14 protein-coding genes are annotated in these 13723 nt (G+C 61.5%); 6 read left to right on the top strand and 8 right to left on the bottom strand.

All coding sequences use genetic code 11. From position 1 onward, the window contains the following. Positions 1–14: 14 nt before the first annotated feature. Positions 15–1478, top strand: a complete 1464-nt coding sequence (locus BW967_RS12355; protein WP_373455192.1) for a DegQ family serine endoprotease — start codon at positions 15–17, stop codon at positions 1476–1478. A gap of 158 nt (positions 1479–1636) precedes the next feature. Here the strand turns inward: BW967_RS12355 and BW967_RS12350 are convergent, their stop codons facing one another. The 5 genes from BW967_RS12350 to BW967_RS12330 all read right to left on the bottom strand — a co-directional run bounded on the left by BW967_RS12350 (position 1637) and on the right by BW967_RS12330 (position 4901). After that, positions 1637–1981 carry a hypothetical protein gene (locus tag BW967_RS12350; protein ID WP_076485387.1) on the bottom strand — a complete coding sequence of 115 codons (345 nt, stop codon included), beginning with the start codon at positions 1979–1981 and terminating at the stop codon, positions 1637–1639. A gap of 140 nt (positions 1982–2121) precedes the next feature. Next, on the bottom strand, positions 2122–2631 hold the full coding sequence (gene nusB / locus BW967_RS12345; protein WP_076485386.1) for a transcription antitermination factor NusB: 510 nt from the start codon (positions 2629–2631) through the stop codon (positions 2122–2124). Continuing rightward, a complete protein-coding gene (locus tag BW967_RS12340; protein ID WP_076485385.1) occupies positions 2628–3179 on the bottom strand; it encodes a 6,7-dimethyl-8-ribityllumazine synthase in 552 nt (183 codons plus the stop codon). The genes nusB and BW967_RS12340 overlap by 4 nt, the downstream gene beginning before the upstream one ends. A gap of 1 nt (position 3180) precedes the next feature. Then, a complete protein-coding gene (gene ribB / locus BW967_RS12335) occupies positions 3181–4314 on the bottom strand; it encodes a 3,4-dihydroxy-2-butanone-4-phosphate synthase (RefSeq protein ID WP_076485384.1) in 1134 nt (377 codons plus the stop codon). After that, a complete protein-coding gene (locus BW967_RS12330) occupies positions 4311–4901 on the bottom strand; it encodes a riboflavin synthase (protein ID WP_076485383.1) in 591 nt (196 codons plus the stop codon). The genes ribB and BW967_RS12330 overlap by 4 nt, the downstream gene beginning before the upstream one ends. Before the next feature lie 223 nt (positions 4902–5124). Here BW967_RS12330 and BW967_RS12325 point away from each other — a divergent pair, with 223 nt between their 5' ends. From BW967_RS12325 to BW967_RS12315, 3 genes are all read left to right on the top strand, one after another. Then, positions 5125–6411 carry a capsule biosynthesis protein gene (locus BW967_RS12325; protein WP_076485382.1) on the top strand — a complete coding sequence of 429 codons (1287 nt, stop codon included), beginning with the start codon at positions 5125–5127 and terminating at the stop codon, positions 6409–6411. Between the two features lie 109 nt (positions 6412–6520). Beyond that, complete coding sequence (locus BW967_RS12320; RefSeq protein ID WP_076485381.1) at positions 6521–7618, top strand: polysaccharide biosynthesis/export family protein; 1098 nt, start codon at positions 6521–6523, stop codon at positions 7616–7618. Further along, a complete protein-coding gene (locus BW967_RS12315; protein WP_076485380.1) occupies positions 7618–9657 on the top strand; it encodes a capsular polysaccharide biosynthesis protein in 2040 nt (679 codons plus the stop codon). Before BW967_RS12320 ends, BW967_RS12315 begins: the two co-directional genes overlap by 1 nt. On the opposite strand, the gene ribD is transcribed toward BW967_RS12315, so the two are convergent. The 3 genes from ribD to BW967_RS12300 all read right to left on the bottom strand — a co-directional run bounded on the left by ribD (position 9654) and on the right by BW967_RS12300 (position 11730). Beyond that, a complete protein-coding gene (ribD, locus tag BW967_RS12310; RefSeq protein WP_175610456.1) occupies positions 9654–10745 on the bottom strand; it encodes a bifunctional diaminohydroxyphosphoribosylaminopyrimidine deaminase/5-amino-6-(5-phosphoribosylamino)uracil reductase RibD in 1092 nt (363 codons plus the stop codon). The two genes, BW967_RS12315 and ribD, sit on opposite strands and share 4 nt — an antisense overlap. Beyond that, complete coding sequence (gene nrdR / locus BW967_RS12305) at positions 10742–11212, bottom strand: transcriptional regulator NrdR (protein ID WP_076485379.1); 471 nt, start codon at positions 11210–11212, stop codon at positions 10742–10744. The genes ribD and nrdR overlap by 4 nt, the downstream gene beginning before the upstream one ends. A 158-nt stretch (positions 11213–11370) precedes the next feature. Further along, positions 11371–11730, bottom strand: a complete 360-nt coding sequence (locus BW967_RS12300; RefSeq protein WP_076485378.1) for a hypothetical protein — start codon at positions 11728–11730, stop codon at positions 11371–11373. Positions 11731–11889: 159 nt separating this feature from the next. On the opposite strand from BW967_RS12300, the gene BW967_RS12295 reads away from it, so the two are divergent. Both BW967_RS12295 and BW967_RS12290 read left to right on the top strand, forming a co-directional pair. Further along, entirely contained in the window at positions 11890–13164 is a 1275-nt protein-coding gene (locus tag BW967_RS12295) for an ATP-binding protein (protein ID WP_175610455.1), read from the top strand. Further along, positions 13157–13720 (top strand): response regulator transcription factor, encoded by a 564-nt coding sequence (locus BW967_RS12290; protein ID WP_076485376.1) that lies wholly within the window; start codon positions 13157–13159, stop codon positions 13718–13720. Before BW967_RS12295 ends, BW967_RS12290 begins: the two co-directional genes overlap by 8 nt. Positions 13721–13723: the final 3 nt, after the last annotated feature.

Here is a 13723-nt window from a genome sequence, read left to right as displayed (position 1 = left end):
CCGCCCCCCTACGGATGCTGAAGCTGGAAACCGCGCCGCGGCTGGCGAAATCGCTTCTGGGTGCTGCGCTTTTGTCAACTGCGCTGGTGCTGAGCCCGGTTGACCCGGCCCATGCCTTTGCCGCCCCCGAAAGCTTTGCCGATCTGGTGCAACAGGTAAAACCGGCGGTGGTGATGATCACCACCTCCACTGTGGTGACCGAGCCCGCAGGGGGCATGCCGGGCTTCCCCAAAGGCTCGCCCTTCGAAGATTTCTTCCGTGAGTTTGGTATGCCGAACGGGCCGGGCAACAACATGCCCTCGCGCCCGCACCGCTCGGATGCGCTTGGCTCTGGCTTTGTGATCTCGGAAGATGGTTACATCGTTACCAACAACCACGTGATCGAGAATGCCGATGAAATCTCGATCGAGTTTTCGGGTGGCCAAAAGCTTGACGCAAAACTGGTCGGCACCGATCCAAAAACCGACATCGCGCTTTTGAAAGTGGAAAGCGACAAGCCCCTGCCCTTCGTCACTTTTGGCGACAGTGACACGATGCGCGAAGGCGATTGGGTGATGGCGATGGGCAACCCGCTGGGCCAGGGTTTCTCGACCTCGGTCGGCATCGTCTCGGCGCGCAACCGCGAACTTTCCGGGACCTATGACGATTACATTCAGACCGATGCGGCGATCAACCGGGGCAACTCGGGCGGGCCGCTCTTTAGCACCGATGGCAAGGTGATCGGCGTCAACACCGCAATCATGTCGCCCAACGGCGGCTCGATCGGGATTGGCTTCTCGATGGCCTCGAATGTCGTGTCTAAGGTCGTCAGCCAGTTGAAAGAATTTGGCGCAACGCGGCGCGGCTGGCTTGGGGTGAAAATCCAAGATGTGACCCCCGATATGGCCGAGGCGATGGAACTGACGACACCTGAGGGTGTGATGGTCTCCGATGTGCCCCCCGGCCCGGCCAATGATGCAGGCATGGAATCGGGCGATGTGATCATCAGCTTTGATGGCAATCCGGTCAAAGACAGCAAAGATCTGGTGCGCCGTGTCGCCGATGCCCCGGTGGGCGAAGCCGTGCGCGTTGTGGTGATGCGCGGCGGCAAAGAGCAAACGCTTTTGGTGACGCTTGGCCAACGCGAATTGGCCGAAGGCGCCGATGGTGGCAGCAGCGAGGGGATGTCGCCTGAGGCGAGCAAGGGCGAAGTGCTGGGCATGTCGCTCAGCCCGCTGTCGGATGCGCTGCGCTCTGAAATGAACCTCTCTGCCGATACCAAAGGTCTGGTAGTGACCGATATCGACGAAACCAGCGAAGCCTTCGACAAAGGTTTGCGTCAGGGCGATGTGATCGTCGAGGCCGGGCAACAACCTGTTTTGGATGTGTCCGATCTGCACGCGCGGGTGAGCGAGGCGCGTGAGGGAGGCCGCAAATCGGTTCTGCTGTTGATCCGCCGGGGCGGCGAGCCGCGCTTTGTCGCCGTGCCGGTGAACTAAGCCACGCAGCTGAGACAAATCTTGCATCATTGACATGATGCGATCCGCCGGGGGCCCTGCCCCCGGCTTTTTCATTTGCCGTCAGCACTGCCCCGCAGTCTTCCCGCACAAAGAAAAACCCCCCGCTAGGTAGCGAGGGGCCTTTCTGTCCGGAGGGTTCAGTACGGCTTCTTGACGTTCTTGTATCGGGTATTTCTGTCGACCGGGACCGGAATGGCGACCATGTCACGCGCCATCCCCAGCGGGATCGCATCGCGTTTGCCACCACCCGGCGGGTCTTCTTTTTCGGCCATGCTCATCACAGCAATGCCGAATTGCACGCCGGAAAAGACCACTGCGTTAAACACAAACAGCAGCGCCAGCGCGATATAGCCAATATCGGAGGACAAGATCAGGTGGCGGAGGTTCGCCACATTGAACCCAAGCAACAGACCCACGAAGACGGCCGAAAGACCGGCCCCGAAGATCACGTTCCGGATGTACAGACGCACCAACTGCGGCATGTCGATTCCTCCTGCGTTGGAATCATTCTAGCGCAGATTTGTGAGATTGATACCGCAATTTTGCCAAAATGCCGCACCAACGTCACAAAATATCGACAAAATAAGATATGTGGCCGATACAACAAGCAGCGAGGCGCGTTTTAGAACGCCTCGGGGCGGATTTCGCGCGCCATGTGATCAAGCACCGCATTGACGAATTTCGGCTCGCGGCCTTCCGGGAAGAAGGCACGGGCCACGTCCACGAATTCGTTGATCACCACTTTGATCGGTGTCGCCGGGTTGACCATTTCGGCCCCAGCCGCGCGGAACAGCGCACGGATCACCGGGTCGATCCGGTCAATCGGCCATTTCGCCACCAGCGCGCGGTCGGTGGCTTGGTCGATTTTTGCCTGCCACATCACCGCATCGTCGAGCACGCGACGGAAAAGCGAATAATCACCCTCTGCCAATTCCTCGCCCTCTTCGGTGACCATGCCAAAACGGAAGCTTTCAAACTCGCGCGCCACGCGATCTGCCCCCTGCCCCGCCGCTTCCATCTGAAACAGCGCCTGCACAGCATACAGCCGCGCAGCCGAGCGCATCCGGCGTTTGTCTTCCGGGCTCAGTTTCTTCGGGGGTTCGTTCGGCGTTTCGGGGGCAGTATCGGTCATGCGCGGCTCGGTCCTTCGGTCTCACCGGCGATGCGGAACTCTTCGCCTGCGGGGCGGAAGCCGATTCCCTTCGTCCGGTTGGCCCATTTGCGCGAGAGCGCGACAAGATGCAAGGCCGCAGCAGCAGCGCCACCGCCCTTATCTTGATCAGCGGGGTCTGCGCGCACCTCGGCTTGCGGGCGGTTTTCCACCGTCAGGATGCCATTGCCGATGCAAAGCCCTTGAAGCCCCAAAAGCGTCAGCCCACGCGAACTATCATTGCAAACAGTATCATAATGGGTGGTCTCACCCCGGATCACGCAGCCCAGCGCCACATAACAATCGTAATCGGCCATGCGGCTCGCCATGCCAATCGCGGTCGGAATTTCGAGCGCGCCGGGCACTTCCACAATATCGACCGTGGCCCCCACTTTTTCCGCAGTGGCCTTGGCGCCGGCAATCATATTGTCGGCGATGTCTTTATAGTAAGGCGCGACCACGATCAGCATTTTCACCGGATCGGTGAAGCTCGGCAGGTCCAAGACGTGGTGGCTTTCATTCCCCGCCATCTTAGTAGCCCCGCGTTTCTTCGATGATCAGGCCATAGCCTTCGATGCCCACAAGTTTCGGCGCGGGCGAATTGGTCAGCAGCTTGAGATGCGTCAGGCCGAGCGCGAGCAAGATCTGCGCGCCCAAGCCATATTGGCGCAAGGTTTGCGGGCTAGCTTCGCCCGGCAGCACCATTTTGGCGGAGGTTTCCCGCAAAAGCACGACAACGCCGCGGCCCTCGGCGGCAATCGCTTCCATCGCACGGCCCAGATCGCCCGCTTTGGCAGCATTGAGGCCCAGCACATCCGCGAGCGGGTCAAGGGCATGCATCCGCACCAGCACCGGCTCATCGGTCGAAATATCGCCTTTGGACAAAACGATATGCTCGGCACCCTCGGTCTGGTCGGTAAAGACACGCATCGACCAATCCCCACCGTGGATCGAGGTCACGGCGCGTTGTTTGGTTTCGCGCACCAAGCTGTCATAGCGGCGACGGTAGGCGATCAGATCCGAGATCGTGCCGATCTTGATGTTGTGCATCTGCGCGAAAGCGATGAGGTCGGGCAGACGGGCCATTGTGCCGTCTTCGTTCATCACTTCACAAATCACGCCCGAGGGGTTCAGCCCGGCAAGGCGCGAAATATCGACGGCCGCTTCGGTGTGACCGGCACGTACCAGAACGCCGCCTTCGCGCGCACGCAGCGGGAACAGGTGACCGGGCGTTGCGATATCGGCAGGGCCTTTGGTCGGGTCGATGGCGACAGCGACAGTGCGGGCGCGGTCATGCGCCGAAATGCCGGTCGAAATGCCTTCACGCGCTTCAATCGACACGGTGAAAGCCGTTTCGTGACGCGACGAGTTCGACGAGGCCATGAGCGGCAGGCCCAAAGCTTCGATCCGGCTCGCGGGCAGCGCGAGGCAAACAAGGCCGCGGCCATGCGTCGCCATGAAGTTGATCGCATTCGGCGTCGCCATTTGTGCCGGAATGATCAGATCGCCTTCATTCTCGCGGTCTTCGTGATCGACCAGAATGAACATCTTGCCGTTGCGGGCGTCTTCGATGATCTCATCAATCGTCGAGATGGCGTCGTGGTAGCTTTGCTCCACCGGGCCGGGTTTGTCGTGTGCGCCGGACTTGTCCACCGGGTTCGTCATGCCTTCCACTCCGTCAGCCGCGCGACATAGCGCGCGAGCGTATCGATTTCCAAATTGACCTTATCGCCCACCTTGGACGCGCCAAAACTGGTCACGGCCTTGGTATGCGGGATGAAGTTGATGCCAAAGCTGCACCCGTCCACCTCGTTCACGGTGAGCGAGCAGCCATCGAGCGCGACCGAGCCTTTCGGCGCGATGTATTTGGCCAGTGCCTCGGGGGCGCGGAAGGTGAAGCGGGTGCTTTCCCCCTCGTCCACCATCGCGGTGATTTCGGCCACGCCATCCACATGGCCCGAAACGATATGGCCGCCCAGTTCGTCGCCAACTTTCAGCGCGCGCTCTAGGTTGATGCGTTTGCCGACAGCCCAATCGCCAATATTGGTTTTGGAGACCGTCTCGCCCGAGATTTGCACATCATACCAATCGGCGCCGGTGGCGATGATCGTCAGGCACACGCCTGCATGCGCAATTGAGGCGCCAATATCGACCGTGGCCATATCGTAGCTGCTGCGGATGCGGGCGCGCAGGTCGCCGGTTTTTTCAAGACTGACGATCTCGCCCAGATCGGTGACGATTCCGGTGAACATGGCTTTTCCTCTGCCTGATTTGGTTCTGCCTAGCTTGCGCAGGCCTTGCGCGCAAGGCTTGGCCCCGACGCATGGGTGCACAAGACCGGCGCGAAAATGCGTCTTGCCGTCGCGGAAGCCCGTTTGCGGCCCTCAAGAGCGGGATGATCCGGTTTTCGCCCCGATTTCTCCGTGACTCTGCCACGCGGGCGGGCCAAAAGGGATCGCCCACCCCGGAGAGACAATGACTGCCGCCCTCGCCCGTACCTTTTTGATGCTGCAAGGTCCGCATGGGCCTTTCTTCGATCAATTGGGGCAGATGCTGCGGTTGACCGGGGCCAAGGTCTGGCGCGTGGGCTTTAACCGGGGCGATCAGGCGTTTTGGCGCGATAAGGCGCATTTCATCCGCTACAACGGCACGCCCGAGGCTTGGCCCGCACGGTTTGCCGCGCTTTTGGATGAAAAAGCTGTCACCGATCTTGTGCTTTATGGCGATACCCGGCCCATTCACGCCCAAGCTGTGGCCGAGGCAAAGGCGCGCGGCATCACCGTGCATGTGTTCGAGGAAGGCTATCTCCGCCCCTATTGGGTGACCTATGAGCGCGGCGGGGCCAATGGCCATTCGCGGCTGATGCGGCTGAGCCTGCCCGAAATGCGCGCGGCCCTTGCCCAAAGCGAGATCGACTTTCCCGATGCGCCGCCACGTTGGGGCGACACCCGGCAACACATCTTTTATGGCGCAGTCTATCATTTCTTCGTGCTGGCCCTGAACCACGACTACCGCAGCTTCACGCCGCATCGGGGGATTTCCGTCTTTGACGAGGCGCGGATCTATTTCAAACGGCTGTTTTGGATGCCGTGGCAGGCACTGGAGCGGACTTTGGCCACCGCGAAGGTGCGGTTGACGGGCCATCCGATCCATTTGGTGCTGTTGCAGCTTGAGCATGATGCCTCTTTGCGGATGCACTCCAACTTCCAAAGTCAGGCCGAATTCATCGAGCTGGTGGCCGAGGGATTTGCCAAAGGCGCGCCGCGCCACCATCACCTCGTCTTCAAAGCGCATCCGCTTGAAGATGGCCGTGCACCGCTCGCTGCGACGATCCGCGCCGCCACAAAACGCCACGGATTGGCTGGCCGGGTGCATTTTATTGGCGGTGGCAAATTGGCCGCCCTTTTGGCGCAAGCACGCTCTGCGGTGACAATCAACTCCACCGCGGGCCAGCAGGTGCTTTGGCGCGGGCTGCCGCTGCGTATCTTTGGCCGCGCGGTTTATGACAAACCAGAGTTCGTTTCGGCCCAACCGCTCGACGCGTTTTATGCTGCACCTGCGAGACCAGATACGCGGGGCTACCGCGACTACAGACACTACCTGTTGGAAACATCGCAAGTTCCGGGCGGATTTTATGCCGCACGCGGTCGGCGCATCTTGCTTCGGCAGGTGGTTGATATGATGTTGTCGCCCGAAGATCCCTATGATGCTTTGGTCGCCGGAAACGCGGCACCACGGCAACAGTTACGCGTTGTAAGTTGACTATGCTGGATTTTTTCTGCCTTGCCCGTTATGGTAGCAAAAAAATGAACGGCAATCCCGCACAGGAGCCCGAGCAGTGAGCACCAAAACCACCCGCAGAACCCTGTTGATGGGTTTTTCGGCCGTCCTTCTTGGGACCGCCTCCTGTGGCCTGCCCCGGTCTGGCCCGAACAAGCGTGAAATCTTTTCTGGCTCGGTCATGAAGCAAGGCGATGCCTTCGTCATTTCCGTGAATGACCATGTGACGCGCGCCACTTCGGTGCAACCGTCGCTTGGCTTCTCCTCCGCATTCCAGCGCGCGGGCGTTGTGGGGTCTGACACGATCAACCCCGGCGACACGCTGATGCTGACGATCTGGGAAAACGTCGACAACGGACTTTTGGCGCCGCAAGGCGCCTCGGCCACGCAGTTGACCGAAGTGCAGGTGGATGGCGCGGGCAATATCTTCGTGCCCTATGCGGGCAAGATCAAAGCGGCAGGCAATTCACCCGATGCGCTGCGCAAGATCATCACCGAAAAACTGGATGCGCAAACCCCGGACCCGCAGGTGCTGGTGTCGCGCGCGGCGGGCGATGGCTCGACCGTTTCGCTGATGGGCTCTGTGGGTGGCCAAGGCGTTTATGCGATTGAACGCCCCACCCGCACGCTTTCGGCCATGCTCGCGCGCGCGGGCGGCGTGACGATCAAGCCCGAGATTGCGAAGATCACCGTCAAACGCGGCAACAACAAAGGCACGGTCTGGCTAAAAGACCTCTACCAGAACCCGAAAATGGACATCGCGCTGCGTTCGGGCGATGTGATTTTGGTGGAAGAAGACACCCGCGCCTTCACCTCGCTTGGCGCGACCGGCGCGCAAGCCCGTGTGCCGTTTGAAACGCAAACACTGTCTGCGTTGGAAGCCATCGCCACCGTGGGCGGGCTTAATTCCAACCTCGCCGATCCGACCGGGGTCTTCGTGTTCCGCAACGAACCGGCCGATATTGCGTCTGTGGTGTTGGGCCGCAATGACCTCGTGGGCGATCAGCGCATGATTTATGTGCTCGATCTGACCGAACCCAATGGCATGTTCATGGCACGTGATTTTGTGATCCGTGATGGCGACACCGTCTATGTGACCGAGGCCCCCTATGTGCAGTGGCAAAAGTCGCTTTCGGCGCTGACGGGCTCGGCTGCGACCGCGGATTCCTTGCAAAACCTCGGCAACTGATGCCAAACGCCTTACAAGGCCAAGCCGCCGGAGGGGCCGCCTCCCGGCGGCTTTTCTATTACACGGCGGGCTTTTGGCGAAACCCACGGCTTGGGCGCATCTTGGACGCGGCGGGCTGGTCTTTGCATCTGGGCCTGCCGGGGCCGGAGGATCGCGTGGTGGTTTGGGGGCGCTCGCCCTATGCCGCCCGCGGTGAACGGGTTGTTGCGCGCCAAGGGGTGGGGTTGGTACGTCTTGAAGATGCGTTTTTACGCTCTGTCCATCCGGGGCGCGCTCGGGGCGCCGAAGGACCTTTGGGGCTCTTGATTGACGAAAACGGGGTGCATTTTGATGCTTCGCGCCCGTCCCTCATTGAACGGATGCTGGCGCGCGAACCGCTTGATGATACAGCGCTTTTGGACCGTGCGCGCGACGGCATTGCCCGGCTGAAGGCGCTGGAACTTTCAAAATACAACAATTTCGACCCCGACCTTGAACCGCCCGCGCCGGGCTATGTGCTGGTGATAGATCAAACAGCGGGCGATGCTTCGGTGCGTTATGGCGGGGCGACGCCGGGCACCTTTCGCGAGATGCTCGCCGTTGCGCAAATCGAAAACCCCGGCGCGCGCATTTTGATCAAGACCCATCCCGAAACCCGCGCCGGGCTGCGCGGCGGCTACTTTGGTCCCGTGCATGAAGACGCGCGCACCACGCTTTACGATGCGCCCGTCTCGCCTTGGAAATTGCTGGAAGGCGCGGTGGCGGTTTACACCGTTTCCTCGCAACTGGGCTATGAGGCGATTTTGGCAGGCCACAAACCGCGCGTCTTTGGCCAACCCTTCTATGCGGGCTGGGGGCTCACGCTGGATGAAAACCCGGTGCCACGCCGCAATCGCCGCCTGACGCGGGCGCAAATCTTCGCCGTCAGTCACCTCTTGGCTCCGCAATGGTATGACCCGTGCCGGGAACTTGGCTGCAGTTTTGAAGAAGCGGTGGACCAACTTGAAGCCGACGTCCGCACCTATCGGGCCGACCGCTTCGGCCATGTGGCAAGTGGCATGCGGCTTTGGAAACGCGGGGCCCTCAACGCTTTCTTTGGGCGCGAAAAATCTTTGCGCTTTGTCGATCCGCCAGAAAAGGCCGCGCAGGTGGCCGAGCGTAGCGGGCGCAGACTCTTGCTTTGGGCAGGTAAGGAACCCGCTGGCTTTGCAGCCCCGGCGCTGCGGGTGGAAGACGGTTTTTTGCGTTCGCGGGGCTTGGGGGCCGATCTGGTACCGCCGCTCTCACTCGTCACAGACAGCCAAGGCATTTATTACGACCCAACCCGCCCCTCAGATTTGGAAGACCTGATCAAGGCTCCCCTGCCCGCTGGCGGGGCCGCACGGGCGGAGCGGCTGATCGCGGCTTTGCGCAAAGCAGGGCTTTCAAAATACAACATTGGCGGCGCGGCGCCCCCCCTCCCGCAAGGACAGCGTATCCTCGTACCGGGGCAGGTTGAGGATGATGCCTCGATCCGTTTGGGCGCGGGCGAGATTTGCACTAATCTCGCATTATTGGCGAAGGTCCGTGCCGAAAACCCAAAGGCAATTGTGCTTTTCAAACCTCATCCAGATGTCGAAGCCGGATTACGCCCAGGTGCCATTCCCGAGGCGGAGGCGTTGCGTTACGCCGATGCCATCTTGCACAAATCTGACCCCATCGCTTTGATTGAACAGGTTGATGAGATTTGGACGATGACCTCCCTTTTGGGGTTTGAAGCGCTGATCCGGGGCAAGCCAGTCACCACCACCGGTGCCCCTTTCTATGCGGGCTGGGGGCTGACGCGCGACCTTGGGGCGATCCCCGACCGGCGGCGCCAAAAGGTCAGCCTTGAACAGCTTATCCATGCCAGTTTGATTGCCTACCCGCGCTATTTCGACCCGGTTCGCCGCCGCCCCTGCCCGCCGGAATTGTTGCTAGAGCGCTTGGCCAATGGCCCGCTGCCCCGGCCCGGCCCGATCAACCGCACCTTGGCAAAACTGCAAGGGATCTTCGCGAGTTACGCCGCGCTTTGGCGTTAGGCGCGGTGCCAGCGCGCCAGCACATCCGGCCCGATTGGCTGCACCTCGGTTAGCCTGTAACGCGGCGCATCGGCCAAACGCTCTAGCCCCAGCGCCCCAATGCCCGGGCGCGCATCGCCGCCCAACACCACCCCCGCGGTAAAGCCGATCAACTCATCCACCAGCCCCGCCGCCATTAGGCTCGCCGCAAGCTGCCCCCCGCCTTCGCAAAACACCCGCGTCAGCCCGCGTTCGGCAAGGGCGTGCATCACCGCGACCGGATCAAGCCCAGCCGCGCTCTCGCCCACTTCGATCAGTTCCGCCCCAAGGCCAGACCAGAAAGCCCGCGCTTCTTCAGGGGCTTGCGGACCATGTACCAGCCACAGCGGCGCTTGATCCAGCGAGCCCGCCAAACGGTCGCGCGGCAGATCAAGGGTGCGGCTGGCCACCACGCGCACAGGCGCGCGCAACGGAGTAAAAGCGCGCACGGTCAGCAGCGGATCATCCGCCCGCGCGGTGCCGCCACCCACCAAAACCGCATCATAGCGTGCGCGCAAAGCCTGCACCCGCGCGCGGGCTTGCGGCCCGGTGATCCATTGGCTTTCGCCATTGGAAAGTGCAATTCGGCCATCAAAACTGGCCCCGAGTTTCAGCGCGAGCCAGGGTCGTCCCTGTTCCACACGGCTCAAGAACCCCGCCTGCAAAGCGCGCGCCTCCGCCCCCATCACGCCGGTGATCACCTCAACCCCAGCGGCCCGCAACATGGCGTGGCCTTTGCCACAAACGCGCGGATCGGGATCTTCTAGGGCAGACACAACACGGGTAACGCCAGCCTCAATCAACCCCTCGGCGCAGGGCGGGGTCTTGCCGTAATGCGCGCAGGGTTCAAGCGTCACATAGGCCGTGGCCCCGTGCGCCCGTGCGCCCGTTTGATCCAGCGCGCGGCGTTCCGCATGGGGCCGACCGCCCGGCTGCGTCCAACCGCGCCCAACGATCCGCCCCGCGTTCACGATCACACAGCCCACCGCAGGATTGGGCCAGACATTGCCCAAACCCCGCGCGGCAAGGCTAAGCGCCAGCCGCATGAAGCGGCTGTCAGCTTGGCTCACTCCGGCTCTCCGCTCACATTGGGGCGCAGTTCGGAGACGAATTTGTCAAAATCATCTGCGGCTTGGAAGTTCTTGTAAACACTTGCAAACCGCACATATGCAACGGTGTCGATCCGCGCCAAAGTCTCCATCACGATCTCCCCGATGGAGCGCGAGGGAATATCGGTTTCGCCCAAGCTTTCGAGCCTGCGCACGATGCCCGAGATCATTTGGTCAATCCGCTCCGGGTCGATCGGGCGTTTTTGCATCGCGATGCGGATCGAACGCTCAAGCTTGTCGCGGTCAAAGTCTTCGCGCCGTCCAGAGGTTTTGATCACGACCAGATCGCGCAATTGCACGCGTTCATAGGTGGTGAAACGCCCCCCGCAGGCCGGGCAAAACCGCCGACGCCGGATCGCCACATGATCCTCTGCCGGGCGGCTGTCTTTCACTTGAGTATCAACGTTCCCGCAAAATGGGCAGCGCATGGCCTCCCCTTTCTTCCTGTTCCGCCTCATGTTGGGGTCTGACGCCCCGGTTATCCACAGACTATAGGGGGGATGCGAGAATTCGGGTAGCGAAAAGATCGCCCTACCAAATACAGGGGTAAAGGTGTGGCGGCACGGACTCATGCCCCCACAGGCGGTTAGGATTTCGCGGCAGGCTCCGGAGCCACATAGGGGGCCGCTTCAGCGCGGGATTTGGCATAGACGGCCAAACACTCCGGCATCACCTGCATCGCCTTGAGTTCACGCGCAAAAGCAGCGTCGACCGCGGCCGCCCCCATAGGGTTGGTTTTCAGTGCAGGCGGCTCACGCGTGCCATCCCCTTTGCCGGTCACAAGCGCATATTGACCACCGTCCTCTGCCGCCACATAGGCGAAACACGTGCCACGTTGCGAGATGCGCGGGGCGCTGGGATCGGCGGGCATGCCCTCAACACAGGCGGCCAGCGCAACGGGGGCCACGAGCAAAAAGCGGGGCAAGACTTGGGCGAACGGGGGCATGCAAATCCTCTTTCTTAACAGCGCCACGGTAGCAGCCTGCGCGCATGGAGCAAGAGGAATTGCCGCCGCCACGCGCACGCCCAGCGCAGAAGTTTTTGCACAGAGTTGCCCTGCCCGAAGACATGCGGCATGGTCGCGCCAATCCGGAAAGGTTCAAAAATGCGCGCGCCAGCACCCGATCAAACGCCCCCGATCCGCGCCCCCAAACAGGGCGAAACGGCTTGGCTTTTGGTGCAAATCCGTTGGGTGGGGATCATTAGCCTGATCGTTGCGCTTGTTTATGCGCTCAAGATCCTGCGCCTTGATCTGCCTTATGAACCGATTGGCGTGGTGACGGTGCTGTTGGTTTTTTACAACCTCCTCACCGCAGTTTCAGTCACCCGCCGCACGGTTTTGCCCGATTGGGTGATCCTTGCGCAATTGGCGCTCGACACTGGCGCGCTGACGGCACTTTTGGCGCTTTCAGGTGGCGCGGCGAGCCCGTTTACGATGCTGTTGATGGTGCCCCCCCTTTTGGCGGTCTCTCTTTGCACCCCGTTTTTTGCGCTGCCGATTTATTTGCTCAGCAACCTTGCGATGTTTGGCCTTGTTGCGCTGACCGCGGAGGCCGGGCCCGCGCCGACCGGGCTCTTTTTGGCTTTTGTGCTGACCTCTACGCTGATGGTCTGGTTCGTGTTGCGATTACGGCTCAGCATGGCAGCGCGGGAGCGGGCGATTGAAGAGCTACGGCGCGCCAAAGCCGAGGCGGATCAACTGGTTGGCCTTGGGCTTTTGGCCTCTGGTATGGCACATGAACTCGGCACACCGCTGACAACGCTGGCGGTGACGCTTGATGATTGGGCCGAGATTGGCCCACCTGAGCGCGATGCCCTTGCCCCCGAACTCGACCGGATGATCACGCAATTGCGCCGCTGCCGGGCAATTGTTTCGCGCACATTGCAAGCGGCGGGGCGCGAGCGGCTCGAAGCCGCCGCCGATGTGCCCGCCGAAGCCGAAATCCGCCGCATTCTGGCGATATGGAGCGGCTCGCGCGGGCGCGCGCGGGTGCCCGTGCAAACCACCCCCGCGCTGCGTGGCACCCGCATTTTGACCGCCCCAATTTTTGAAGCTGCGCTCGTGAACTTGCTCGACAATGCTGAAAGCGTGGCTCCGGGCACGCTGGAGGCCAGCCTCAACCGCGAGGGAAACCTGCTTGTTTTCACGCTGACCGACCGTGGCCCCGGCTTTCCTGAAAGCGTGCTGGCCAACCCCGGCGCGCCATTTCTGTCTGGCTCCGGCCAACCGGGGCGCGGACTGGGACTCTTTTTGGCGCGCAATGCGATTGACCGCCTTGGCGGCCGGATGGAATTGCGCAATACCCCCACCGGTGCCGAGGTGCGGCTAAGCCTGCCGCTGCTTAGCCGTTCCCTGCCCGAGGAGATCCGCCATGAGTGAAGACCACCGTTGCCTCTTGGTTGTTGAAGATGACCCGCATCTGGCCGAAACGCTTGCTGCCGCCTTTGCCCGACGCGGCTATGAGGTGCATGCCGCCACCCGCGAGGAAGCCGCAATCGGGTTGGCGCAGCGCTATGCCTTCACCCATGCGATTGTGGATCTGAAGCTGGCCGAGGGTTCGGGGCTTGGGGTCGTCAAAGTCTTGGGAGAAAAGGAAGATCCGCCCGCCATCGTGGTGTTGACGGGTTTCGCCTCGATCTCGACCGCCGTGGAGGCGATCAAGCTTGGCGCGACGCAATATTTAGCGAAACCCGCTACGGCGCGCGAGATTGAAACCGCGTTTGGCCACCGCGCCGGAATGGCAATGCCCGAGATTGAGGCGCCGCAGGTGGGGGTAAAAGCGCAAGAATGGGAACTGATTCAGCGCACTTTGGCGGAAACCGGATTCAATATTTCCGAGACCGCGCGGCGGCTTGGCATGCATCGGCGCACCTTGGCGCGCAAACTCGCCGCGCATCGTGCCGCCGCCGAAGGACAAGAAACCGTCGAGGAATAAGAG

This window comes from Rhodobacter aestuarii, from assembly GCF_900156655.1.
Classification (GTDB): domain Bacteria; phylum Pseudomonadota; class Alphaproteobacteria; order Rhodobacterales; family Rhodobacteraceae; genus Rhodobacter; species Rhodobacter aestuarii.
Note: the sequence above shows the minus strand (reverse complement) of the source record. Positions and strands in the feature narration are given on the sequence as shown.

Bases quoted from the DNA above. Each gene is read 5' to 3' on its own strand.
- BW967_RS12295 (WP_175610455.1), top strand. From the start codon at position 11,890: ATGCGCGCGCCAGCACCCGATCAAACGCCCCCGATCCGCGCCCCCAAA.
- BW967_RS12330 (WP_076485383.1), bottom strand. From the start codon at position 4,901: ATGTTCACCGGAATCGTCACCGATCTGGGCGAGATCGTCAGTCTTGAA.
- BW967_RS12340 (WP_076485385.1), bottom strand. From the start codon at position 3,179: ATGGCGGGGAATGAAAGCCACCACGTCTTGGACCTGCCGAGCTTCACC.
- ribB (WP_076485384.1), bottom strand. From the start codon at position 4,314: ATGACGAACCCGGTGGACAAGTCCGGCGCACACGACAAACCCGGCCCG.
- nrdR (WP_076485379.1), bottom strand. From the start codon at position 11,212: ATGCGCTGCCCATTTTGCGGGAACGTTGATACTCAAGTGAAAGACAGC.
- BW967_RS12325 (WP_076485382.1), top strand. From the start codon at position 5,125: ATGACTGCCGCCCTCGCCCGTACCTTTTTGATGCTGCAAGGTCCGCAT.
- BW967_RS12355 (WP_373455192.1), top strand. From the start codon at position 15: ATGCTGAAGCTGGAAACCGCGCCGCGGCTGGCGAAATCGCTTCTGGGT.
- BW967_RS12315 (WP_076485380.1), top strand. From the start codon at position 7,618: ATGCCAAACGCCTTACAAGGCCAAGCCGCCGGAGGGGCCGCCTCCCGG.
- BW967_RS12300 (WP_076485378.1), bottom strand. From the start codon at position 11,730: ATGCCCCCGTTCGCCCAAGTCTTGCCCCGCTTTTTGCTCGTGGCCCCC.
- BW967_RS12350 (WP_076485387.1), bottom strand. From the start codon at position 1,981: ATGCCGCAGTTGGTGCGTCTGTACATCCGGAACGTGATCTTCGGGGCC.
- BW967_RS12320 (WP_076485381.1), top strand. From the start codon at position 6,521: ATGGGTTTTTCGGCCGTCCTTCTTGGGACCGCCTCCTGTGGCCTGCCC.
- nusB (WP_076485386.1), bottom strand. From the start codon at position 2,631: ATGACCGATACTGCCCCCGAAACGCCGAACGAACCCCCGAAGAAACTG.
- BW967_RS12290 (WP_076485376.1), top strand. From the start codon at position 13,157: ATGAGTGAAGACCACCGTTGCCTCTTGGTTGTTGAAGATGACCCGCAT.